General features: G+C 69.8%; 23 protein-coding genes. 3 read left to right on the forward strand and 20 right to left on the reverse strand.

Going from position 1 to position 23,716, the window contains the following annotated elements:
* Window positions 1–8: 8 nt before the first annotated feature.
* Window positions 9–626 carry a hypothetical protein gene (locus tag H5T77_RS15175; protein WP_292650598.1) on the reverse strand — a complete coding sequence of 206 codons (618 nt, stop codon included), beginning with the start codon at window positions 624–626 and terminating at the stop codon, window positions 9–11.
* 95 nt (window positions 627–721) lie between these two features.
* Window positions 722–1,918 (reverse strand): hypothetical protein, encoded by a 1,197-nt coding sequence (locus H5T77_RS15180; RefSeq protein ID WP_292650599.1) that lies wholly within the window; start codon window positions 1,916–1,918, stop codon window positions 722–724.
* 108 nt (window positions 1,919–2,026) lie between these two features.
* Here H5T77_RS15180 and H5T77_RS15185 point away from each other — a divergent pair, with 108 nt between their 5' ends.
* A complete protein-coding gene (locus H5T77_RS15185) occupies window positions 2,027–3,157 on the forward strand; it encodes a sensor histidine kinase (protein ID WP_292650600.1) in 1,131 nt (376 codons plus the stop codon).
* The gene (locus H5T77_RS15190) at window positions 3,154–3,795 is read left to right on the forward strand and encodes a response regulator transcription factor (protein ID WP_292650602.1); all 642 of its coding nucleotides are present in this window, start codon (window positions 3,154–3,156) and stop codon (window positions 3,793–3,795) included. Before H5T77_RS15185 ends, H5T77_RS15190 begins: the two co-directional genes overlap by 4 nt.
* Before the next feature lie 25 nt (window positions 3,796–3,820).
* On the opposite strand, the gene H5T77_RS15195 is transcribed toward H5T77_RS15190, so the two are convergent.
* The 10 genes from H5T77_RS15195 to H5T77_RS15240 form a co-directional block, all read right to left on the reverse strand.
* Entirely contained in the window at window positions 3,821–5,560 is a 1,740-nt protein-coding gene (locus H5T77_RS15195; RefSeq protein ID WP_292650604.1) for a glycerol-3-phosphate dehydrogenase/oxidase, read from the reverse strand.
* Window positions 5,561–5,634: 74 nt separating this feature from the next.
* Window positions 5,635–6,252, reverse strand: coding sequence for a C40 family peptidase (locus H5T77_RS15200; RefSeq protein ID WP_292650605.1), 618 nt, complete (start codon window positions 6,250–6,252; stop codon window positions 5,635–5,637).
* The gene (locus H5T77_RS15205) at window positions 6,249–7,415 is read right to left on the reverse strand and encodes a dipeptide epimerase (RefSeq protein ID WP_292650608.1); all 1,167 of its coding nucleotides are present in this window, start codon (window positions 7,413–7,415) and stop codon (window positions 6,249–6,251) included. The genes H5T77_RS15200 and H5T77_RS15205 overlap by 4 nt, the downstream gene beginning before the upstream one ends.
* A gap of 2 nt (window positions 7,416–7,417) precedes the next feature.
* Window positions 7,418–8,188: a serine hydrolase gene (locus H5T77_RS15210; RefSeq protein WP_292650609.1), complete on the reverse strand. Its 771-nt coding sequence runs from the start codon at window positions 8,186–8,188 to the stop codon at window positions 7,418–7,420.
* A 10-nt stretch (window positions 8,189–8,198) separates the two neighbouring features.
* Entirely contained in the window at window positions 8,199–8,975 is a 777-nt protein-coding gene (locus H5T77_RS15215) for an SDR family oxidoreductase (RefSeq protein ID WP_292650611.1), read from the reverse strand.
* A 192-nt stretch (window positions 8,976–9,167) separates the two neighbouring features.
* Window positions 9,168–10,499, reverse strand: a complete 1,332-nt coding sequence (locus H5T77_RS15220; protein ID WP_292650612.1) for an ABC transporter substrate-binding protein — start codon at window positions 10,497–10,499, stop codon at window positions 9,168–9,170.
* Entirely contained in the window at window positions 10,496–11,578 is a 1,083-nt protein-coding gene (locus tag H5T77_RS15225) for a branched-chain amino acid ABC transporter permease (protein WP_292650613.1), read from the reverse strand. The genes H5T77_RS15220 and H5T77_RS15225 overlap by 4 nt, the downstream gene beginning before the upstream one ends.
* Before the next feature lie 3 nt (window positions 11,579–11,581).
* The gene (locus H5T77_RS15230) at window positions 11,582–12,460 is read right to left on the reverse strand and encodes a branched-chain amino acid ABC transporter permease (RefSeq protein WP_292650615.1); all 879 of its coding nucleotides are present in this window, start codon (window positions 12,458–12,460) and stop codon (window positions 11,582–11,584) included.
* 9 nt (window positions 12,461–12,469) lie between these two features.
* Entirely contained in the window at window positions 12,470–13,174 is a 705-nt protein-coding gene (locus tag H5T77_RS15235; protein WP_292650616.1) for an ABC transporter ATP-binding protein, read from the reverse strand.
* The gene (locus tag H5T77_RS15240; protein ID WP_292650618.1) at window positions 13,174–14,031 is read right to left on the reverse strand and encodes an ABC transporter ATP-binding protein; all 858 of its coding nucleotides are present in this window, start codon (window positions 14,029–14,031) and stop codon (window positions 13,174–13,176) included. Before H5T77_RS15240 ends, H5T77_RS15235 begins: the two co-directional genes overlap by 1 nt.
* Window positions 14,032–14,181: 150 nt before the next feature.
* Between H5T77_RS15240 and H5T77_RS15245 the strand changes: the two genes are divergently transcribed.
* Complete coding sequence (locus tag H5T77_RS15245; protein ID WP_292650619.1) at window positions 14,182–15,396, forward strand: PucR family transcriptional regulator; 1,215 nt, start codon at window positions 14,182–14,184, stop codon at window positions 15,394–15,396.
* Window positions 15,397–15,533: 137 nt separating this feature from the next.
* Here H5T77_RS15245 and H5T77_RS15250 read toward each other — a convergent pair whose 3' ends face one another.
* From H5T77_RS15250 to H5T77_RS15285, 8 genes are read right to left on the reverse strand one after another with little or no spacing between them, the layout of a single operon-like run.
* On the reverse strand, window positions 15,534–16,637 hold the full coding sequence (locus H5T77_RS15250) for an acyl-CoA dehydrogenase family protein (RefSeq protein WP_292650621.1): 1,104 nt from the start codon (window positions 16,635–16,637) through the stop codon (window positions 15,534–15,536).
* A gap of 26 nt (window positions 16,638–16,663) precedes the next feature.
* Window positions 16,664–17,863 (reverse strand): acyl-CoA dehydrogenase family protein, encoded by a 1,200-nt coding sequence (locus tag H5T77_RS15255; protein WP_292650623.1) that lies wholly within the window; start codon window positions 17,861–17,863, stop codon window positions 16,664–16,666.
* Window positions 17,863–19,095 (reverse strand): acyl-CoA dehydrogenase family protein, encoded by a 1,233-nt coding sequence (locus H5T77_RS15260; RefSeq protein ID WP_292650625.1) that lies wholly within the window; start codon window positions 19,093–19,095, stop codon window positions 17,863–17,865. Before H5T77_RS15260 ends, H5T77_RS15255 begins: the two co-directional genes overlap by 1 nt.
* Before the next feature lie 3 nt (window positions 19,096–19,098).
* Window positions 19,099–20,190: a phosphotransferase family protein gene (locus H5T77_RS15265; protein ID WP_292650627.1), complete on the reverse strand. Its 1,092-nt coding sequence runs from the start codon at window positions 20,188–20,190 to the stop codon at window positions 19,099–19,101.
* Window positions 20,187–20,837: an HAD family hydrolase gene (locus H5T77_RS15270; protein ID WP_292650629.1), complete on the reverse strand. Its 651-nt coding sequence runs from the start codon at window positions 20,835–20,837 to the stop codon at window positions 20,187–20,189. The genes H5T77_RS15265 and H5T77_RS15270 overlap by 4 nt, the downstream gene beginning before the upstream one ends.
* The gene (locus H5T77_RS15275; protein WP_292650631.1) at window positions 20,834–21,823 is read right to left on the reverse strand and encodes an NADPH:quinone oxidoreductase family protein; all 990 of its coding nucleotides are present in this window, start codon (window positions 21,821–21,823) and stop codon (window positions 20,834–20,836) included. Before H5T77_RS15275 ends, H5T77_RS15270 begins: the two co-directional genes overlap by 4 nt.
* The gene (locus tag H5T77_RS15280; RefSeq protein ID WP_292650632.1) at window positions 21,820–22,596 is read right to left on the reverse strand and encodes an SDR family NAD(P)-dependent oxidoreductase; all 777 of its coding nucleotides are present in this window, start codon (window positions 22,594–22,596) and stop codon (window positions 21,820–21,822) included. Before H5T77_RS15280 ends, H5T77_RS15275 begins: the two co-directional genes overlap by 4 nt.
* Window positions 22,596–23,351, reverse strand: a complete 756-nt coding sequence (locus tag H5T77_RS15285) for an SDR family oxidoreductase (RefSeq protein WP_179661218.1) — start codon at window positions 23,349–23,351, stop codon at window positions 22,596–22,598. The genes H5T77_RS15280 and H5T77_RS15285 overlap by 1 nt, the downstream gene beginning before the upstream one ends.
* Window positions 23,352–23,716 lie beyond the last annotated feature (365 nt).

Raw genomic sequence — 23,716 nt, forward strand, 5'->3', positions numbered from 1 at the left:
CCACTAACTCACGATGCGAACATCGCGGCCCACCACAGATAGTTGTAGCGCTCGGCGGGAAGGTCGATGTCGACGCGGTCCAGGGGCAGCCGGTCGAGGGCGTGCACGGTGCGCTCCTCCGCGGGCGCGACCCGGTAGAGATAGGCGTCCAACGGCCATTGCGTACGCAGCCACTCGTCGAGCCGCTCGGAGACCGACTCGGTGAGCCCGGGCTCCCGGTCCTGGCGGAGCCAGTAGCTCACCCGGGCCGTTGCTCCCCCTGCGTACCTCAACAGCGTCTGGGCGTCGGCGCCCATCGCCTCGAGGTAGGGGAACAGGGGCTGTACGTAGAGGCAGCCGAGCGAGGAGGTGCCCGCGGGGTCCAGGAAGAGGTAGGTGAAGGCGCGTCTGGCCTGGTGGTCGGACCAGTGCCGGATCACCAGCGGCAGGTTGTCGTCGCTGCGGAATCCCGCCACCGGCCACCTGCCGTAGCTGTGGTCGCGGATCACGTCGGGGCTGGCCAGGTAGGCCTCGGTGTCCAGATCGAGCAGGTCCGGCTGGAGCGGCGCGAGGAAGAAGTCGTCGGTGGCCAGCGGCGCGGGGGGATCTGCGACCAGGCGGTGGCCTGCGCCTGCCGAAGGGAACATGCGATCAGAGTGCTACGTCAACTGCTTGCTCCGCCACGACAATTCGCCCACCTGGTCCAGATCAGACGCGATCTGTGGACCAGGCGGGCGCGCTGTCAGGAATCAGCGCATCGCCGGCACTGGGTGCGTCGACGAAGGAAGTAGGCGATCGCCGCCGCGCCGAGCAGCGGCCCCCAGATCGGGAAGGGAACGAGCAGCAGCGTTACGTCGCCCAGCACGGCGATGCCGCCATCACCCGCGGCAACGGGCTGAAGGACCGAACGTCCTGCCAGCGTGATGGCCCCTGCCACGACGAGCGCCGCGGCAGCAGCAGGCCCCGCCGGCACGCTGCGACCGCGCAGCACAGGGATCCAGCGGGGGAAGACCTCGCCCCAGCGGCTGATGAGGCCGAGCGTCAGAACACTTCCCGCGAGCGCGGCGAACCCGAGGCTCAACCCGAAGACCCGCAGCCCGGGGTCGGCTTCGAGCACGGCCGCCTCCATCGACACCGGCCACGGCGTCATCCAGGTCATCCGGAGCAGGACATAGGGCAGCGGACACAGCGCGGCACCGATCGTGACCCAGCGACCCCAGGTGGCCACGTTGCCGGCGAGGCCGCGCGCCGGATGGCCGCAGCCCACGCACTGCTCACGCAGCCGACGGAGGTGGCGCACCGTGCTGGCAAGCCACAGCGCGCCGCCGATGAAGGCGCCCCCGACGAACAGCATGGCGGGCCCTGCCTCGGCGAAGCCGCCGGCCAGCTCGTCGGTCATGTGGCTGAAGGAGTCCGCGTTGGCACCGAAGACGACCAGGCCGGTCGCGATGGCTGCCGCGGCAACGGTGATGACGACCAGGTTGCGACGATTCCCCCGGGCGCCGGCGATCAGGATGCCGAACACGAGCACCGGGCCGGCAAGCGCACACACGTAGCCCATCAGGATGAGCAGGCGGATGTCGGGCACGATCGCGGTGAAGACCAGGGTCTCGAGGGCGCCGATGGCGACGAGGCCGTACCCCATCCGCGCGGAGGGGAGCCGGGCCGACATCGTCAGGGCGGCGCCGATACCCACCACCCCCAGCATCACGGCGATCAGGCCGACAGCTCGGGTCGGCACGTCTGCGAGCAGGGAGAACCCGGCACTCGGATCGTTGCTGCCGAGCGGATACCAGCTGGGCTCGACGAGGATCCATGCGCCGACGACGACGGCTAGGACGCTCCAGAGCGCGGTGGCGATCTCGACAGCGGAGGTTCGCGGCGCTGCTGTGGCCGCTTCGGACGTACGGGGCGGTGTTGGCGTTGGTGTCGATGTCATGGATCCAGCGTCTTGGCCAACCCCGTCGGGCCAGATCACCCTCGTAGGTGGACCGCCTCCCCCGCGCGGGTGATCTGCCGGGGTGTGGCTTGTTGAAAGGATGGCTGCATGCTGACCTCGGCGGTGACCTATCTGCGGATGGTCTTCGTGCTGCTCGGCGCCGGCGTGGCGCTGGCCTTCATGATCCTCGACTTCACCGTCGTCGTCCTGATCACCCAGAGCAACGAGGTCCCGCTGGCCATCACGGTCGTCCTCGCCACGCTGATCCCGGCCGTCTCCATCGCCTGTCTCGGCCTCATCCCCGGGGTTCGCCAGATCGAGGCGACCGCTGCCCAGACACTGCTCGAGACGGACTTCCCAGGGGGCCTGCCGGGGCCAGCGCACACCTGGCCGGATCGTCGGCGCACGCTGGTGTGGTTCGTGCTGCACCTGCTGTCCGGCGCCGTCATTGTGGTTCTCGTCGCCGGGGCGATCGGCGCAGGCTTCGGAGCGCTCGGCCTTATCGCTATCGTGACCGCCTTCGTCCTGGCCTCGGGCCTGGGCTACGCGCTGGGGCTGGTCGCACCGGGCCTGCTCGGACCGTCGTACGACGAGCGGATCGCCCGGCTGGAGTCGGAGACGGCGCGTCTGGCGGAGCGCAACCGGCTGGCCCGCGAGATCCACGACAGCATCGGGCACGCCCTGTCGCTGATCACCGTCCAGGCAAGCGCGGCTGCGCTCGTCATCGACCGGGACCGCGACTTCGCCGTCAATGCTCTGGGGGCCATCGAACAGGCGTCACGTTCCGCTGCCGACGACCTCGACCACGCCTTGGGCCTGTTGCGCGAGAACGGACGTTCCGACCGTACGCCGGCACCGGACCTGCGCGCGCTCGAGCCGCTCATCACCTCTGTCCGGGCGGCCGGGCTCGACGTCAGTGCGACCACCGACGGCGACCTGACCACGTTGCCGGCGGTCATCAGCCGTGAGGCCTATCGGATCATCCAGGAGGGGCTGACCAACGCGATGAAGCACTCGACGGACCGCACCGCCGCGCTCACCGTCTCGGCGGGATCGGAAGAGCTCGCCATCAGGTTGTCCAACACTCCTGCGCGCGCCCGGTCGAAACAAGGCCGGGGGCTGGCGGGGATCACCGAACGCGTGGCCATGCTGGACGGTTCCGCGGAGCACTCTGTCGTCGACGGAGAGTTCCGTCTCGACGTCAGGATCCCGCTGACGGCCCGGAGGGGCGACTCGTGATCACCGTCGTTCTGGTCGACGACGAGCCGCTGGTACGCAGCGGCCTCCGCGCGATCCTCGAGTCCGCGTCCGACATCACGGTCGTGGGAGAAGCCGACGACGGAGCGGCCGCGCACGCGCTGGTCCGCAGTCTCCGCCCGGACGTGGTGCTCATGGACGTGCGGATGCCGAGAGTCGACGGGATCGCCGCGACCCGACTCATCGTCGAGCTCGACCGGCCGCCCGCCGTGGTCGTGGTGACCACGTTCGAGAACGACGACTACGTGTACGACGCCCTGCGGGCGGGGGCGCGTGGCTTCCTGCTCAAGCGGGCGTCGGCCCAGGACTTCGTCAACGCCGTCCGGACCGTCCACGAGGGTGACTCGCTGCTGTTTCCGGGCGCCATCCGCTCCCTGGTCACTGCCGTCGGCGCGCCCGGTGGAGGCGGGCTCGACGGCGCTCGGCTCACCAACCGGGAGGCCGAGGTGCTACGCCTCCTGGCCGGCGGCCTCTCCAACGCCGAGATCGCCGACGAGATCCATCTCGGAGTCGAGACCGTCAGGACCCACGTCGGCAACATCCTGGCCAAGCTCGGCGTCCGCGATCGCGTGCAGGCGGTCATCGCGGCGTACGAGAGCGGGTTCGTCTCGTCTCGATGAGGTCGTCTGGGCCGGCCTGGATGGGTCAGACGAGGTCTTCCACTTCCAGGCGCGCGTGGTCGGCGTCCTCGTCGGTGACCTGGAGCTGGGAGCGGCGCTCGGCCTCGATGCGGCGCATGTAGTGGTCGACCTCCTCCTTGGTGCGCTGCTCGTCCCAGCCGAGCTCCTCGGCCATCAGCCGAGCAACACCGGGAGCGGCGGAGACGCCGCGGTCGAAGGTCTCCATGGAGATCCTGGTGCGGCGCTCGAGCACGTCGTCGAGGTGGCGGGCGCCCTCGTTGTTGACGGCGTAGACGACCTCGGCGGCCAGGTAGTCCTCGGCCCCCTCGAGCGGCAGGGCGAGCGGGCGCCGCTGCTGGATCAGGTCGAGCACATCGTCGATGAGGCCACCGTGGCGACCGAGGAGATGGTCGATCCGGGCGACGTGGAGCCCGGATCGTCGGGCCAGCAGGACCCGCTGGTTCGAGCGGGTCTCGAAGCCCTCGGCGCCCACCAGCCGCACCTTGTCGGTGATCGAGTCGCGCAGGGTCATGTTGGTGGTCGTCCCGAGCGAATGAGCCGCGGCGTCGACCGCGTCCTTGGCCATCACCCGGTAGGTGGTCAGCTTGCCGCCGGCGATCAGGACCAGGCCCGGAAGCGGCGTGACGACGGTGTGCTCCCGGCTCAGGCCCGCGGTCTGGTCGGACTCGCCGGTGAGGAGCGGGCGCAGCCCGGCGTACACGCCTTCGACGTCTTCGAGGTCGAGCGGCACCCGCAGGATCGCGTTGACGTGCTCGAGGACGTACTCGATGTCGGTCTTGGAGGCTGCCGGGTGAGCGAGGTCGTAGGTCCAGGGGGTGTCGGTGGTGCCGATGATCCAGTGGCGACCCCAAGGGATCACGAAGAGCACCGACTTCTCGGTGCGGACGATGAAACCCGACTCGGAGCGGATCCGGTCGCGCGGGACGACCAGGTGGATGCCCTTGGAGGCCTTGACGTGCAGGGCACCGCGGCCGCCGACCATGTCCTGGATGTCGTCGGTCCACACGCCGGCGGCGTTGACGACGGTCTTGGCCCGGATGACCAGGTCCTGGTCGTGCTCGAGGTCGCGGGCCCGGACCCCGACGACCCGCTCGCCCTCGCGCAGGAACCCGGTCACCTGGACCCGGGTCGCGATCTGGGCGCCGTGGGAGGCCGCGGTGCGCGCGATGGTCATCACCAGACGGGCGTCGTCGACCTGGGCGTCGTAGTACTGGATCGCACCGGTGATCGTGTCGGTGCGGAAGTCGGGGGCGATCCGGGCGACACCGCGACGGGTGAGGTGGCGGTGTCGCGGCAGGCCGGACTTCCCCATCCCGGAGAGCGGGCCGAAGCTCGCCATCCCGTCGTAGAGGGCGAGCCCCGAGCCGATGTAGAACCGCTCCCACACCGGGTTGGTCAGCGGGTAGAGGAACGGCACCGGCCGGACGAGGTGCGGGGCCAGCGTGTTGAGCAGCAGCCCGCGCTCCTGGAGCGCCTCCCGGACCAGCTCGAAGTCGAGCATCTCCAGGTAACGGAGCCCGCCGTGGACCAGCTTCGAGCTGCGCGAGCTCGTGCCCGAGGCCAGGTCGCGCTGCTCCACCAGCCCCGTGCTCAGGCCTCTGGTGACGGCGTCCAGCGCCACCCCGGCGCCGGTCACACCTCCGCCCACCACGAGTACGTCGAGCTCGGGTTCTCCCGCCGCACCGACCATCGTGCCGATCGCGAGATCGCGGCTCTGTGGACTCAATGCCCCAGTACGAGTCATACGATCGAAGTTAACTCACCACGCCGAATTGTCACTTCTGGCGCGCGAGAATTCACCGGCGCTGACGCAAGACGTCACAGACGAGCGGCGCTGACGAGGGTGGCGACACGATCGGCGGGCATGGGCTCCTCGACGACGAGCATCTTGTCGCCGTCTGCGTGGATCATCGGACGGGTGCCGTCGGTCTCGGGAGGCGCGGTCGCGATGGCGACATGCACGACGTAGCCGTCCGGGCGGGCGAAGAAGTAGAGGTCGCCCGCGGTGGCGTCGTCGAGGTCGACCGCCGTGAGGGCGACCGCCTGGTCGCGGGCGTCCCGCGGGAGCCGTACGCCGATGGCCTCTGCGGCTCGGAAGACCAGGCCGGAGCAGTCGATCCCGGCACCCGTGGTGCCGCCCCAGACGTAGGGGACGCCGAGGAAGGTGCGCGCCTTCGCCAGCAGGGCCTCGACGCCTTCGGCGGTCTCGGCAGTCTCGACGGGCCGCTCGGCGTCGTCGGCCAGGGCACCCGCCGGCATCCAGCCGGGGTAGCCGCGGTCGTCCTTCGAGGACGCGTGCGAGGGGACGACGACGTACGTCCACTCCCCCTGCGTCTCGACGACGACGACCTGCTCGCCGGGGACGACCTCGGTCTCGTGCTCGGCGTCGTCGGCGGGGGCGGCCACCACGAAGGTGGGTTGGCTGACGGTGGTCATGTGAGGACTCCTTCGATACCGAGACCGTTGGCTTGGGGGAAGACGATGCGGGGGCCGTCGTAGGTGACACCGCCGGCGTACGGGCTGGTCTTCGCCCACCAGCCCGCGTCGAGGTCCTGCGCGCCGGGGATGCCTGCCGCGGCGACCAGGGCCGCCGCCGCGCCGATGCCGAGATGGGACTCCATCATGCAGCCGACGAGGCGGTCGAGGCCGTGCTGCTTCGCGACCTCCAGCAGCTCGATCGCAGGAGTGATCCCGCCGCACTTGGCGAGCTTGACGTTGATCGCGTCCGCCGCGCCCGCGCGGATCACGTCGACGAGGTCCTCGAGGTCGAAGACCGACTCGTCGGCCAGGATCTTGTAGGGCTGATGACGACGGACGTACGCCATCGCCTCCAGGTCGCGCCGGGCGACCGGCTGCTCGACGAACTCGAGCTCGACGTCCTGGTCGGCGAGCTTGCTGAGCACCGCGACCGCCTCGTCCGCGCGCCAGCCGGTGTTGGCGTCCAGGCGGAGTACGCAGCCCGGGACCGCCTCGCGGACCGCGAGCACGCGCTCGGCGTCCCCTGTCGCGTCCGTCCCGACCTTGATCTTGAGCGTCGTGAACCCGTCTCGTGCTCGAGCCGCTGCCGCTTCTGCCAGCTCAGCGGGGGTGCCTACGGAGAGGGTCATGTCGGTCAGTAGCTGTGTTGGTTTCGACACGCCTCCGCCTAGCGGCTCCGGCGGCTCAACCACCGGATGGCCGGCGTTGGTCGAGCCGGGCGAGCGCCAGCGAGTCCGTGTCGGGACCAACACATCCAGGTGCTCGACCATGGACACCCCCACCCGCCGAGCGACGAGGTCGTGGAGCGCGATGTCTGCGGCCATCTTGGCCGACCGGTTGCCGACGACCGCGCCCTGGATCAGGCCGGCCGAAGACAGATCAGCGGCGGCACCGACCAACATGTCGGAGATCGGCCCCTCGAGCGCGGCAGCGGAGCCGGCCAGCGACTCGCCGGTGACCTTCCAGACCTGCGGCGCCTCGCCCCACCCGACGCACCCGTCGGAGTCCTCGACGGTCACGACGACCGTCTCCGCGAAGTCCGTACGCCGCAGCGCGGTCACGAACGGGGTGTGCAGCGGCACCCGGACCCGCTGGGTGCGCACCGCGACGATTCGCGGCACCGTCACAGGGTCGACCACAGATAGCGAGCGACCTCGCTGATCCGGAACTCCGACTCGTCGTCGTCCAGACCTGTGGTCAGCACCACCATCACCTGCGGATCACCCTGGGCGGGCCGGATGATCGCCATGTCGTGGCGGACGCCGTCGACCCAGCCGGTCTTGTTGCCGACCACGGCGTCCTCGGGCACCCCGAGCGGGATCGCGTCGCGATACTCCTGGGCGATCAGGATCCCCTCGATCTCGGCGGTCGACTCGGGCGACAGCAGCCGACCGGAGACCAGCTTGGTGAGCAGCTTGCCCATGTCGTTCGCGGTCACCAGGTTCTGCAGCCCGGCCTCGCGCGCCGGCGCGTCCTCGATCCCCCGCGAGACCGTCGTCATCGGCGTGACGCCGGCGTCCGCGAGCACCGCGGCGACCTCTTCGAGCCCGGTCCGCTCGAGCACGAGGTTGACGGCCAGGTTGCCGGAGACGGTCAGGGAACGGCGTACGAGATCACCCAGCGGCAGCTGGGCACCGAGCGCCGCCCAGGTCTCCGGGTCCTGGTCGTCAGCCTGATCCATCTCGAACCGCTCGCCCACCACAGCGGAGTCGAAGTCGGAGTGCACCGTGATGGGCTCGTCCAGCGACAGCAGCCCGCGATCGCGCAGCCGATAGGCCGCGATCGCGACCGGCAGCTTCATCAGGCTCGCCGCATAGTGCTGCTGGTTGACGTTCTGCGCCTGCGTCGGGATTCCGTCGAGGCCGCTGAGCCAGGTCGAGACGAGTGGTTCCATGACTCGAAGACTAGTCGGCGTCGAGCTCCTGCCGGATGCGGTTCACACCATCCAGCCAGGCATCGACATCCGTGGCACGAGCCGCGTACTCCTCGGCCACGTCGGGCTCGAGCGAGATCCAGAACTGCGAGCTCTGCCCGGCATCCCAGACGGCGTCGGCGACCTCCTCGGCGGTGAGCGCGCCCTCGGCCGAGCGGAAGCCGGGGAGTCCGGAGGAGCGCTCGAGCATCGCCGTCTTCACGCTGCGCGCGACGATCGCCTGAGCGACGATGCCCTGGTGCCGGTAGGTGCCCGCCAGCCACTCGGCGAAGGAGATCTCGGCGTGCTCGGTGGCCGCGTAGGAGGGCGAGCCGAGCAGCGTGAGGAGCCCCGCGGACGAGGAGGTGACCACGAACCGGCCGGCCCCGCGGGCAACCCACTCGGGCAGCAGCAGCCGTGCGGCGCGTACGTGGGCGAGGACGTTGACCTCGTAGGAGGTCAACCAGGCGTGGTCGGACGCCTCCAGGCCGCGGCCGCGCTCGACCCCGGCGTTGCCGTACCAGGCGTCGATCTTGCCGAGCTCTTCCCGGGCCGCATCCACGAGCGCCGCGGTGCCGGCGGCCGAGGCGGCATCGCCGGGGACCGCGAGGGCGCCGATCGAGTCGGCCACCGAGCCGAGCTCGGCGGCGTCGACGTCCGCCACGACGACGCGGCATCCCTCCGCAGCGAACCGCGTGGCCATGGCCTTCCCGATTCCTCGGGCTGCTCCGGTCACAACCACTCCGCTACCGGGTGCGAGTACGTTCACGGACCGACCACCTCCAGTGGCGTTAGTGAGGGTTAATCACTGTAACCGAGGCCGGTCCGTGAACGTGCAGCAACCTACTGATCAGTACGCGTTTGGGGTCTCGACAAGCTCGACCACCGGTGAATCAGTACGCGTTTGGGGTCTCGACAAGCTCGACCACCGCTGAATCAGTACGCGTCTGGTGTCTCGTACTCACTCAGGGAGACCCGACGAGGGCGGAGCGTCCGAGGCGGCGCTGTCGTCCTCCTTGATCTCAGCGTCGCCGATGTCGGTGACGAGCACCGGGGTGAGCGGCTCGGACGCGCCGTTCTTGAGCTCGACGACGCTCGCGCCGGAGATGCCCATGTGCGAGTCCTCGGAGAACCGGAACGGCGCGAGCCCAGGCCCCTCGAAGGAGGCGCCCTCCTTCTCGATCGTCTCCACGATCGACTCGCGGGTCAGGTCCTTGCCATTGGCCTGCAGCGCCTGGACGAAGGTGTAGGCCTGCGACATGCCGTAGATCCGGTAGTTCGTCAGCTTCTCCGAGCCCTTCTTGGAGTACTCGTCCCAGACCTTCTGCCAGAGCTTGACCCACTCGTCCTCAGGAGCGTCGACGCCCGGGATGTACTCGGTCGTCATCATCCCGTCCATCAGCTTCACGCCCTGCTCGGCCGGGATCTTGCCCTTGGTCATCGAGGCGAGCAGCCCACCGACGAGCGCCGGGTCCGAGCCGACGTTCGAGTAGAACCACTTCGACTTGAAGCCGACACCCTGCGCCGCGATCTGGCTCAGCGCCGTGTAGGAGGGAGTGTTGAAGCCGAGGACCAGGTCGACGCCCTTGGACTTGAACGAGGACATCTGCGGGGAGAAGTCGGTCGACCCGCCCGGGGTGTACTTCTGCACGTCGACGATCTGGGAGTCGAGGAACTGTCGCGCGCCCTTCTCGCCGTCCTCGCCGAAGTCGTCGTCCTGCAGGAAGAGACCGACCTTGGCGTCGGGCATGTTCTCCTTGACGTACTGCCCGATGATCTTGCCCTCGATCTCGTAGTCCGGCTGCCAGCCGAACGTCATCGGCGAGCTGGCCGGGTCGTCGCCCCACTGCAGCGAGCCGCTGGAGACGAACAGGTCGGGGATGCCGTCGTCGTTGAGCCGCTGCACGACCGCGCGGTGCGTGGGGGTGCCGAGGCCGGCGACCATCGCGAAGATCTCGTCCTGCAGGATCATGTCGTTGGTGACGGCGCTGGTGTTGGTCGGGTTGTACGCGTCGTCCTTGACGACCATCTCGATCTCACGTCCGTGGACGCCGCCGTTGTCGTTGACGTACTCGTAGAACGCCTGGTGACCCGACGGGATCTCCGAGTAGCCGGGCGCTGCCGGGCCGGTCAGCGGGAAGTGCGCACCGACCTTGATGGTGGAGTCTGTGACACCAACCGCCGTCCCGTCCTCGGAAGGACGCTCCTTCCCCGCGCCGCCACAGGCCGCGAGGAGGGAGGCGGTGGTGAGGACACAGACGACCTGTACGGCTCTGCGTGCAGTGGTTCTCATGTTGTCTTCTCCTTGGTTGACCCGAGAGATGAGCGCGCGAGGAACGTGCGCAGGCTGCCGACGATCCCCGCTGGAGCGAGGAGGATGACGAGCATCAGCACCAGCCCGTAGACCACCGGGGTGACCTCCGCGGCCTGGGTTGCGCTGAGCCCGACCGATTCCCCGAGATCGGTGGCGAAGTGAGGAAGAAAGGCGAGGACGCCGGCCCCGATGAGCGCCCCGGTCAGGCTGCCGAGCCCACCCAGGACGACCGCTGCCAGCAGGGTCAGCGAGAGGGTGATCGTGAACGCGCCCGGCGCCGTGAGACGTACGTTCATGGCCATCAGCCCGCCGGCGAGCCCGGCGCACATGGCGCTGACGGTGAAGGCGACCACGCGGGCACGGCCGAGGTGGATGCCGGCCAGCTCCGCGGACACGTCGTCGTCACGGACCGCCCGCCAGCGCCGGCCGACCCGGGACCGGCTCAGGTTGGCGAGCGCCACGAAGGCGAGGACCAGGAGCCCCCAGCCGAGGTAGGCGAGGAAGGAGTACTGGTCGATCTCGGCGGCGGTGAAGAACCAGACCAGGTCCTGGATCCACACCGGGAGCTCAGCGGCGCGCGGCACCGGCACCTGGAGCCCCTGCTCGCCACCGAGGAAGTCCCACTGGTTGGCCAGGCGCGGCACGGCGACGGCCAGCGTCAGTGTCGCGCCGGCGATGTAGGGCCCGTGCAGCCGGGCCGCCGGGACCCCGACGATCACCCCCACCACCGCACAGACGGCGATCGCCACCAGCAGGGCGAGGAAGACGTCGGCCAGGGTCTCACCGCCGGTGCGCTCGAGCACCAGGGTGGCGGCGTACGCCCCGACAGCCATCAGGGCGCCGTGGCCGAGCGAGAGCTGGCCGGAGAGCCCGGTCAGCAGGGTGAGACCGCCTGCGGCGATGGCGAAGAAGGCCATCTCGGCGTAGCGGGTCTGCAGATACTGGCTGGAGGAGCCGATGATCGCGACAACCACCAGGAATGCGATCAGGGCGACGAGGAGGTGCCGGACCAGCGGCACGCTCCGGACCGGGCCGGCGAGTGAACGTAGACGCTCCATGAGTCAGACCCTCCTGGCCGCAGCCGCTGCGAAGAGGCCGCTGGGACGTACCAGCAGCACCAGCATCAAGATGCCCAGCGCGACGAGCGGCGCCAGGTGCTCACCGACATAGCCGGTGACGTAGGAGAGCGAGAGCCCGAGGATCAGCCCGCCGATCACCGACCCGATCGGCGAGTCGAGGCCGCCGAGCACGGCGGCGATGAAGCCGTAGATCACGAACGGGTCCATGAAGGCCGGGTTCACCAGGTCGCCGCCGGCGATGAGCAACCCGGCCACCGCGCCCACGGCGGCGGCGAGCGCCCACCCGAGGGTGAGCATGCGGCCGACGCGTACGCCCAGGAGCCGGGAGACCTCGCCGTTGAACGCCGAGGCCCGCATCCGCAGGCCCAGGTCGGTGAAGCGGAAGAGGACGACGAGCCCGGCCATCACCACGGCGACGATGACGATCGTGAGGACGCCGAACGGGGTGATCCCGATCGAGGTGTCCCCGACCTCGATCGCGCTGGTGCTGACCGGAGCCGGGAAGCCGCGGTGCTGGACGCCGAAGACGAGCGCGGTCAGCCCGTGCAGCACCATGAACAGCCCGAGGGTCAGGATCACAGCGTTGAGGTCGGCCTTCCCTTCGACCGGGCGGATGATCAGCCGCTCGACCAGGGCGCCGAGCATGAACCCGGCGGCGATCGCGGCGAGGAAGGCGACCCAGTAGGGGACGTCGACGTTGATGAGCGAGAGCGCGATGTAGGTGGTCACCATCGCCATCGCTGCCTGGGCGAAGTTGACGATCCGGGTCGAGCGCCAGATCAGGCACAGGGCCAGCGCGAACGCGGCGTAGACCGCGCCCAGCACCAGCCCTCCGAGGGTGGTGTCGAGAAACTGCTGCATGTCTGCTCCTCAGAACCCGAGATAGGCGTGACGGAGCTGCTCGTCGGCGGCCAGCTCGGCGGCCGGCGCCGAGGCGACGACCTTGCCGAGGTTGAGCACGACGCCGTGGTCAGCGATGGACAGGGCACTACGGGCGTTCTGCTCGACGAGCACGACGGTGAGGTGCTCGTTCTGCACCAGCCCGCGGAGCAGGTCGAAGATCTGGGCCACCACTCGAGGGGCGAGTCCCAGGGACGGCTCGTCGAGCAGGAGCACGGTGGGTCGCGCCATCAGCGCGCGGCCGATGACCAGCATCTGCCGCTCACCGCCCGAGAGCATGTGGGCGGTGGCCTCGCGGCGCTCGCCCAGGCGTGGGAAGAGCTCGAAGATCCGCTCGATCGGCATCGGCTCGGAGCCCGTCGCGCGGTGCAGACCGCCGAGGCGGAGGTTCTCCACCACGGTCAGCTCGGCGATGACGCCGCGTCCCTCCGGGACATGGGAGAGGCCGTACGAGGTCAGCTTCTCGGTCGCGGTGCGGGTGATGTCCTTGCCGTCCAGCGTGACGCTGCCGGCGGTGGATCTCACCAGCCCGGAGACGGTGCGCAGCAACGTGGTCTTCCCGGCGCCGTTGGCGCCCAGGACCGCGGTGACCTGCCCTCTATCGGCGGTGAAGCTGACGCCGTTGAGCGCCTTGACGGGCCCGTACGCAGCGCTCAGGTCCTCGACGGCGAACATCAGGCCTCCTCCCCATCGTCGGTCGAGCCTGTCGAGACCAGCGCGTGGACCTCGGCGTCGTCGTCGTGGTCCACCTGGTCGCCCAGGTAGGCGGCGAGCACGGCCGGGTCGTTGCGGATCTCGTCGGGTGTGCCGGCCGCGATGACGCGGCCGAAGTCGAGCACGGTGATCCGGTGGCAGACCGACATCACCAGGTCCATGTGGTGCTCGACGAGCATCACGGCGGTCCGCTCCGTCAGGCCGGAGATGATCTCGCCGAGCTCGGTCATCTCCTCGGCGCTCAACCCGCTGGCGGGCTCGTCGAGGAGCAGCAGCTCAGGCTCGGCGACCAGCGCGCGGGCGAGCGCGACCTTCTTGCGGATCGGGTAGGGCAGGCTGCCGGGGTAGCGGGCGGCGTACGACTCGATCCCGAGCTCGCCGAGCACCTCCCGCGCCTTGGCGGCGAGACGGGCGTCGTCACGGTGACCGAGGCCGAGCAGGCCGCGCATGAAGCCGGCGCGGGCGAGACGGTCGGCTCCGACCATGACGTTGTCGAGCACCGTCATGCCCTCGAACAGTCCGAGCCCCTGCAGGGTCCGGGCGATGCCGTGACCGGCGAGCTGGTGCGGACGGAGAGCGGGGATCGTCTTGCCGCGCAACCGGAGCTCGCCCTCGCCCGGGCTCACGAAGCCGCACACGACGTTGAACAGGGTGGTCTTACCCGCACCGTTGGGGCCGATGACGCCGTGCACCTCGTGAGGCGCGACCTCCAAGGAGACGCCCTCCAGCGCGCGTACGCCTCCGAACCGGACCGAGACCCCCTCGGCCGCGAACAGCGGCGAGGTCTGAACTTGGTGGCCTTCGCCAGGCTTCTGCATCGTGCTCCCTTCACCCTATGTGACGGGTCTCACTTTGGACTCTCCGCACAACAGGGGATATAGGCAATGTGCACAAAATGTTTCAGGCGCTCCGTCTGGGATTCCCAGGTTCGCTGGCGGAGGCGGCAGTCGCCGTGGGACGCTCCGCACATGGATGTGATGCGTGACACATCTCCCGACGCGGACCTTCGTCCGTTGGTGGAGCGTGCCTGGGCCTCCCTGGTGAGCCAGGCCGATGCGATCGCCGACGACATCACTCTGACCCTGATCGCGATCCAGCCGGAGTGGCACCAGAACGCCGAGCCGACGGTCCGGGCAGACCTGCGCTCGAGCACCCGAGAGCACGTACGCCGCGGGATCCGAGCCATGGCCGGGCTCACCCCCGGAGCCAATCCCGTCGACCTGTGGCGCGACACCGGTCGGCGGCGCGCGCGCCAGGGCGTACCTCTGGAGTTCTGTCTCAACGCCTACACCGTCGGCACCCGGATGCTGTGGGAGGCGATGGTCCACCAGCAGGAGGCGCTGGGGATCGACGACCGGGTGATGGTGCTCGCCGGCCGTCAGGTCTGGACCGACCTGGACGTGCAGAACTCGGTGATGTCCGGGGCCTACCGGAAGGAGGCGGCGCTGCTCCAGCGTCGCGACCTGCAGCTCCAGGGCCGGCTCCTGGACGGGCTCGCGGAGGGCCGTGGTGGCGACCCGGCCTTCGCCGCCGAGGTGCAGGACATCCTCGGGGTCGCCGCCGACGCGCAGATGGCCTGCGTCGTCGCCGCCTTCGACGGCAGCCGCGACTCACCGCTGCGCAACCCCGACGACCGGCTGGAGAAGACCGGGCTGGTGTCGTTCTGGCACGTCCGCGGTGACCACCACTTCGGCCTGGTCCCGCTGGGGTCGCGGCCGGTCGCGGACGCCGTCGCCGATCTGGTCGCGCAGCTCTCCGGCTGCAACTCGGGCCGGGTCGGGATCGCAACCGCCGACGACCTGAGCGGCTTCGGCACGGCCTTCCAGCTCGCCACGCACACGGTCGAGACGGTGCCGCGGGGGCGTACGGACATCGCGGTCGTCGACGACCGCCTCCCGCAGGTGCTTCTGACCGCCTCCCCCGCGGTCTCCCACCTGCTCGTCCGCCGCACCCTCGGTCCGATCCTGGCCCAGCCGTCGCACCAGTCAGACGTGCTGCTGGCGACGCTCCGCGCCCTCATCGCCCACGGCGGCTCCCCCACCCACGCCGCCCAGGATCTGATCTGCCACCGCAACACGGTGATCTACCGCATCAAGCAGATCCAGGACCTCACCGGCAGGAGCATCACCAACCCCCACGACCGCCTCCTGTTCGCGCTCGCGCTGATGGCCCTGGAGAAGTAACTCCTCGCTGGTCGAGCCGTCGTCGTGAGGAACGAACGACGACGGCTCGAGACCAACACAGTCGAATCGAGCGCCGATGGGACTGTGTTGGTCTCGACACGCCTTCGCCTAGCGGCTCCGGCGGCTCGACCAGCGGTCTAGATGTCGACCAGCGCCCCCAGACGGTCGCGGTGGGCGCCAGGGAGGCCGTACGCGATCTGGTCGGCCTTGGCCCGCTTGAGGTAGAGGTGGGCGGGGTGCTCCCACGTCATCCCGATGCCGCCGTGCAGCTGCACCGCCTCCTCGGCCGCGGTGACGGCGAGGTCACCGCAGTACGCGGCCGCGACGTTGGTCGCGATCTCGGCCTCCTCGGCGCTCCCGAGAGCCAGCGCCCCGGCGGCGTAGCGCGCGGCCGCGCCGGCGCCCTCGACGCTGGTGTAGAGGTCGGCGAGCCGGTGCTTGAGCGCCTGGTAGCCACCGACGATGCGGCCGAACTGGCGCCGCACCTTCAGGTACTCCACCGTCGTGGTCAGGCACCACTGCGCCGCCCCGACCTGCTCCGAGGCCATCAGCGCGGCGCCGGCCAGCAGGCCGGAGCGTACGGCGTCGGCTCCGTTCTCCGCCGCGACCACGACCTCTCCGGCAGCCGGGTCGACGGTCACGTCGGCGAGCTGACGGGTCATGTCGAGCGAGGAGACCGGTGTGATCGTCGCCTGCTCGGCGGAGAGGGCCCGGATCTCGATGCCAGCAGGCGTCGCGACCGGCACCAGAAGGGTGTCCGCCTCCAACGCGCCGGCCACGGAGCGAACGGTGGCCGAGCTCGCCGAGACCCCCGAGGAGGCCGCCGCCGAGAAGGCCGCGACCGACAACGGCACGGTCAGGGCAGCGGTCCGCTCCCCCGAGGCCAACCCGGCGAGCAGGTCGGCACCTGCCTCGGTCGGCCCGGCCAGCAGCACCGAGGCAGCCACCACCGAGCTGGTCAGGAACGGCACCGGAGCAGCCGCCCGGCCCAGCTCCTCCAGGACCACAGCGGCCTCGCGGGCAGACGCTCCGGCACCGCCGTACGTCTCCGGGATCAACAGTCCCGCGAGCCCGAGCTCGACCGCCAGCCCCTTCCACAGGACCTGAGTGAGCGACCGGTCGCCGTCGTACGCCTTGACGACCTCCGTCGGATCGCAGCGCTCGGCCAGGAACGACCTGACCGTGGAACGCAGGTCGACATCGACCTCGTTGTCGAGCAGCTCGACGTCGACTGTGCTCATCGCGGACTCCTTGATCGGTGCTGTGCTCATCGGGGGATGGCCTTCCAGGCGACGTCCTTGTCGACCCGGTGCTCACCGGGAAGGCCGAGGACGCGCTCGGCGACGATGTTGCGCAGGATCTCCGAGGTGCCGCCCTCGATGGAGTTGCCCTTGGCGCGCAGGTAGCGGTAGACGGCGTCGCGGCCGGAGAAGTCGACGTGCTCGGGGCGGACCATCGCCCAGCCGTCGCCGTCCTCGTAACGGAGGCCGTCCTCACCGCTGAGCTCGAGATCGAGCCCGGTGAGCCGCTGGTTGACGTTGGCGAACGTCAGCTTCATCGCCGACCCCTCGGGACCGGGCTGGCCAACGGCCAGCTTCTGCCGCAGTCGCGACCCGGTCAGCCGAGCCACCTCAGACTCGACCCACAGCTTCAAGAGCCGGTCGCGCAGCTCCGGGGTGTGGTTCTCCGGCTGCGTACGCCACGACTCGGTCACGATGCCGAGCAACCCGCCCTCGCGAGGCATGGCGGCGCCACCGATGGCGACGCGCTCGTTGTTGAGGGTGGCGTTGGCGACCTCCCAGCCCTGGCCGACCGCACCGAGCCGGTGGGCGTCAGGGATCCGCACGTCGGTCAGGAAGACCTCGTTGAACTCGGCCTCGCCCGTGATCTGGCGCAGCGGCCGCACCTCGACGCCCGGATCGTGCATATCGCACAAGAAGTAGGTCATACCGCGGTGCTTGGGAACGTCCGGATCGGTGCGGGCGACCAGGATCGCGAAGTCCGCGTTGTGGGCCCCTGAGGTCCACACCTTCTGCCCGTTGACGACCCACTCGTCACCGTCGAGTACCGCCCGGGTCGCCAGCCCGGCGAGGTCGGAGCCGGCGCCGGGCTCGGAGAAGAGCTGGCACCAGATCTCGTCACCGCACCACAGCGGCTCCAGGAACCGCGACTTCTGCTCCGGGGTGCCGTAGGCGAGGATCGTCGGCGCGGCCATGCCGAGCCCGATCCCGTTGCGGCGCGGGTTGTTGTCGGGTGCGCCGGCTGCCGCGAAGAGCTTGTCGACCTTCGGCTGCATCGCCCGGGACAGCCCGAGCCCGCCGTAGCCCTCCGGGAAGGCGACCCAGGCCAGGCCGGCCCGGTAGCGGGCGTGCAGGAAGGCGCTCGGCTCGGTCGTCTCGACCGGGTGCTCTGCCAGGAACTCCGCGACCAGGTCGCCGAGCCTGTCGAGATCGCTGTCGTGCGACATCACTGTCGTCCTTCCCGGCGCGCGGCCTGCTTGCGCAGCTCCGCCTTCGCCAACGCGTTCTTGTGGACCTCGTCGGGGCCGTCGGCGAACCGGAGGGTCCGGATCCCGGCGTACGCGCGGGCCAACGGGAAGTCCTGCGAGAGCCCGCCGGCGCCGTGCGCCTGGATGGCCTTGTCGAGGATCCACTGGACGGTCGCCGGGGTGGCGATCTTGATCGCCTGGATCTCGGTGTGGGCGCCCTTGTTGCCGACGGTGTCCATGAGCCAGGCGGTCTTGAGGACGAGGAGCCGCAGCTGCTCGATCCGCACCCGGGACTCGGCGATCCAGTCCCGGATCACGCCCTGCTCGGAGAGCTGCTTGCCGAAGGCGACCCGGTCCTCGACCCGGGCGCACATCAGCTCGATCGCCCGCTCGGCGAGCCCGATCGAACGCATGCAGTGGTGGATGCGGCCCGGACCCAGGCGCGCCTGCGCGATCGCGAAGCCCATGCCCTCGGTCCCGATGAGGTTGCCCGCCGGCACCCGGACGTCGGAGAAGATCAGCTCGGCGTGACCGCCGTGGTCGTGGTCGTCGTAGCCGAAGACCTCCATCCCGCGCTTGATCTCCAGACCCGGGGTGTCGCGAGGCACCAGGATCATCGACTGCTGCTTGTGGCGCTCGGCGGTCGGGTCGGTCTTGCCCATCACGATGAAGATCTTGGCGTTGGGGTTCATCGCGCCGGTGATCCACCACTTGCGGCCGTTGATGACGTACGCGTCGCCGTCGGCCACGATCGAGGTCTCGATGTTGGTCGCGTCGGAGGAGGCGACGGCCGGCTCGGTCATCGCGAAGGCGCTGCGGATCTGTCCCTCCAGGAGCGGCTCGAGCCACTCCTTCTGCTGCGCGTCGTTGCCGAAGTCGTGCAGCACCTCCATGTTGCCGGTGTCGGGCGCAGCGCAGTTGAGGGCGGACGGGCCGAGGTGGCTGCGGCCGGTGATCTCGGCCAGCGGGGCGTACTGCAGGTTGGTCAGCCCGGCGCCGCCTTCACCCGGGAGAAAGAGGTTCCACAGGCCACGCTTGCGGGCCTCGGCGCGGATCTCGCCGAGGACCGGGACGGAGTCCCAGGCCCACTTGTCGTCCTGGGCCTCGAGCTGCTCGTGGAAGACGGCCTCGTTCGGCTCGACGTGCGTCCTCTGGAAGTCCTGCAACGAGGCGATGAGCTCCTCGGTCCTGGCGTCGCGTGCGAAATCCATGCGTCAGTTCTCCTTCATCGCGTTGATGCCCATGTCGAGGAGCGGGTGGATCCCGTCCCCGATCGTGTCGAATCCAGGCCCCACGGTCTGGCCCTTCAGGTAGCGGTAGTGGATCCCCTCGAGGATCGCGGCGAGCTTGTAGGCCGCCAGCCCGCGGTAGAAGCCGAACTCGCTCAGGTCACGCGGGCTGGCCGCGTCGTAGCGGGCGATGATCTCGTCCTCGGTGAGCCAGCCGGGCGCGTTGCTGACGTCTGTCACGGTGCCGTCGCCGGAGACTTCTGCCATCTGCTGGTAGGTGAGCAGGATCGCCAGGTCGGTGACCGGGTCGCCGAGGGTGGCCATCTCCCAGTCGACGACGGCGCGGATCCGGTCGTCGCTGTCGGTGAGTACGTTGTCGAGCCGGTAGTCGCCGTGCACGATCCCCGGCCCGGTCGAGGCGGCCTCGGCGGCACCCACCCGCGCCTCCAGCAGCGAGTGGAGCTCGTCGGCAGCGGGCAGGTCGCGGGAGTGGGACGCCTCGAGCTGCTTCTTCCAGCGTCGGACCTGCCGGGAGAGGAATCCCTCGGGGCGGCCGAACTCGCTCAGCCCGACGTCGGCGGGGTCGACCGCGTGCAGCGCGGCCATCACGTCGATGAGCTGCTCGGAGATCGCCCGGGTCCGCTCGGGGCCGAGCGGCTCGAGCTCGCGGGCGTAGCGGTAGGGCCGACCGTCGACCTTCTCCATCACGTAGAACGGCGCCCCGAGCACCTCCTCGTCGCCGCAGAACGCGTAGGTCTGCGGCACCGGCACGTCGGTGTCGCGCAGCGCGGTGATCACGGTGTGCTCACGCTTCATGTCGTGCGCGGTGGCGAGGACGTGACCCAGTGGCGGGCGCCTGACGATCCACTCGTGGGTGCCGTCGGAGACGACGTACGTCAGGTTGGACTTGCCGCCGGAGATGTGGGTGGCACTCAGCTCGTGGCCGGCGCCTGTCACATTCTTGGCCAGCCAGGGGCCGAGCCGGTCCAGGTCGAGTCCGGGCAGCGATTCGGCCGTGGTTTTCGGGGTCGCCGCGGCGCCCGGAGCGGAGCGAGGACGTCTTGGGATGTTACTCACGCGGCACCTCCGAGGGTGGGGATCATTCGGGTGAGCGCTGCGCGGGTGCTCGCCGGGTCTGTGTGCAGCAGTGCGCCGAGACCGACCGCCCGGGCGCCCAGGACGTTGGGCTCCGCGTCGTCGATGAAGAGGCACTCCTCGGCCGAGAGACCGAGCCGGTTCAGGGTGCGGTCGAAGATCGGGGGCTCCGGCTTCCGCATGGCGACCTCCTCGGAGATCACCACGACCTCGAACAGCGCGTCGACCTGCTTGCGGGGGTAGAAGTTGCCCCAGCTGTTGGAGAGCAGCGCCAGCCGGATGCCGGCGTCGCGGAGCTCCTCGGCCAGCGCGAACATCTCCGGGTTGGGCCGCATCCCGGCGAAGAGCCGGGACAGCACGCCCTCGGGATCGACCGGGCTGCCGTCGTACGTCTCCAGGCGAGCCGCCAGGAGCCTGTCGAACTCCTTGACCGAGAGCTCGCCGAGCTCGAGGCGGTGGATCGGGGTGCCTGAGTCGGCGTAGCGGCCCAGCCACTCCTTGAGCACCTTCGTGAAGGTCTCCGGCTTGATGCCGTCAGCCTCCAGCCAGGCCCGGATCGACTCGCCGATGGGCGTGGTCAGCACCCCGCCGTAGTCGAAGATGACGGCGCGGAGTCCCGTGGCCGTCATGATCTCGCCCCGTAGACGACTCGGCCCACGGTCTCGCCGTCCGCCAAGCGCTGTACGCCGTCGGCCACCTGCTCCAACGACAGCGTCTCGCTGACCAGCGGCTTGATCGAGCCTTCGTCCGCCATCCGGGTGAGCTCGCGGTGGCACTCGGCGACCAGAGCGGGCGCGAGAGCGTTGTAGAGACCCCAGTGGAGCCCGACGATCGAGTAGTTCTTGATCAGCGAGTGGTTGAGCGCTGCCTCCTGGATCCGGCCGCCGGCGAAGCCGATGATCAGGATCCGGCCCTCGAAGGCGATGCACTTGGTCGAGCGGTCGTAGGTGTCGCCGCCGACCGGGTCGTAGATCACATCGGCGCCCTTGCCGCCGGTGACCTCCTTGACCACCTTGACGAAGTCCTCCGTGTGACGGTCGATGACCACGTCCGCACCGAGCTTCTTCGCGACCTCGGCCTTCTCCGGCCCACCGACCACGCCGATCACCGTGGCCCCGGCGGCCTTGCCGAGCTGGATCGCGGCGCTGCCGACACCACCCGCAGCGGCGTGCACGAGCAGCGTCTCGCCGGGCTGGATGTTCGCGCGGCGGTGGAGCGCGAACCAGCCGGTCTGGTAGCCGATGTAGAGGCTCGACGCCTCGGCGTCGGTGAGCGCCTCCGGCGCCGGGAAGGTCGTCGCGGCGTCCATCAGCGCGAGCTCACCGAAGCCGCCGTACGGCAGGGCGGCGCCGCCGATCACCCGGTCCCCGATCTGGAACCCCTCCACCTTCTCGCCAAGGGCGACCACTTCACCGCACAGCTCGACGCCGGCGGTGAACGGCAGCTCGGGCTTGACCTGGTAGAAGCCACGGCACATGAGTACGTCGGGGAAGTTCGCCGGGCTGGCCAGCACCTTCACGACGAGCTGTCCGGCTCCCGGGGTCGGGTCGGCCACCTCCTCGAGCTTCATCACGTCCTTGGGCTCGCCGAGCGAGCCGATCCGCCACGCCTTCATACCTGTCCTTCCACGTGCTGCCAGAGTCGGTTCATGCCGCCGAGCCACTTGTCGGTCTGCGTCGCCCGGGCGGCGTAGTAGTCGGCCACCTCCGGGTGCGGCAGCACCAGGAAGCGGTCGTCGGCCGTCGCCTCCCAGGCCGAGTCGGCGACCTGCTCGGGCGTCAGCGCTCCGTCGCGACTGAGCAGGCCCGCCATCTGTCCCGCCCGCTCGAGCATGCCCGTCTGTACGCCCTGCGGGCAGATCGCCTGGACGACGATCCCGTGGTGACGGTAGGTCGCCGAGAGCCACTCCGCGAAGGCGACCGCGGCGTGCTTGGTGACCGAGTAGGTCGGCGTACCGACCATCATCAGCAGCCCCGCCGCGCTCGCAGTCACCACGTAGCGACCGGAGCCTCGCTCGACCCACTCGGGGACGAGGAGCCGGGCTGCCCGGACGTGCGCCATGACGTTGACCTCGTGCGACGCCTGCCAGTCCTCCTCGGGACAGTCCAGGCCGTGGCCGCGGTCGATGCCGGCATTTCCGTACCACGTGTCGATCTGACCGAGGTGGTCCTTCGCCGCCCCGACGAGGCGGGCCACGCCCTCGACGGAGGCCGCGTCACCGGCCACCGGATGGGCACCGATCTGGTCGGCGGTCTCGGCCAGGCGTACCTCGTCGATGTCGTTGACCACGACGCGAACGCCCTCGGCGACGAGGCGGGCGGCCAGGGCACGGCCGATGCCGCCCGCGGCGCCGGTGACGACCGCCGTGCTGTCGGGAAGGATCGGCATCAGACGCGTCCGCCGGCGAGGGTGAGGCCGCCGTCCATGGTGACGAGTTGGCCGGTCATCCAGCTGGCGTCCTCGGAGAGGAGGAACGCGGCGGCGCCGGCGATGTCCTCCGGGGTCCCGAGGCGCTTGAGCGGGTAGGCGGCCGAGACCTCGGCCTCGCGGCCCTCGTAGAGGAGCTCGGCGAACTTCGTCTTCACCACGGCCGGGAGGATCGCGTTGACGCGTACCTTCGGGCCGAGCTCGACGGAGAGCTCCTGGGTGATGTAGCTGAGCATCGCCTTGCTGGCGCCGTACGTCGCGATCAGCGGGGTCGGGGCGAGGCCAGCGACCGAGGAGATGTTGACGACCGCGCCGCCGTGCTCGGACATCCACTGCCGCCAGACCTGCTGGGTCCAGCCGATCGGCGAGAGGCAGTTGACCTCGACGGTCTTGCGGGCCGACTCGCGGTCCATGTCGATCAGCCCACCGGCCTTCGGGTTGATACCGGCGTTGTTGATCATGAAGTCGGCGCTGCCGAAGGTGTCGATGGCCGTCTTCACGACCTCCTCCTGGTGAGCGGGGTCGTCGGCCTTCCCGGCGATTCCGAGCGCCTTCGCGCTGCCGCCGAGGGTCTCGACGGCTTCCGCGAGCGCCTCGGGCTTGCGCGCAGTGATGACGACCCTGGCCCCCTCGTCCACCAGGCGCTGGGCGATACCCAGCCCGATCCCCCGACTGGCCCCGGTGATGATCGCCGTACGTCCCTCGAACCTCGACATGTTCAATCCCTCGTCTGTGCTCGGCTAATCTAAGCGCTTGCTTAGGTGGTGATGACGGTCACTCTACGGGGTAGCCCAAGAACATGGAAGGTCAGAGTTCGAAGCAATGCCGAGAAGTCAGCCCCGTCGGCCGAAGCGTCACTTGCGCCGAGCGAGACGTCACTTGGGACGGCCGAGTTGGCACCGCGGTGACCACTCGGCCGACGTAAGTGACGTCTCGGCGGGCGGGCGGCGGCTCGAAGGGTGGCGCACTTTCGCGCCACGGCGGGGATCTGTGGCGCTGGGATGCAGCCAGCCATGCTGAATCTGTAGTTGTGGCGGGTCGAAAAAGCAGTTGTGGGCGACGAAACTAGAGTTTCGTCGCC

Origin of the sequence: Nocardioides sp. (assembly GCF_014360585.1) — a bacterium.
Classification (GTDB): domain Bacteria; phylum Actinomycetota; class Actinomycetes; order Propionibacteriales; family Nocardioidaceae; genus Nocardioides.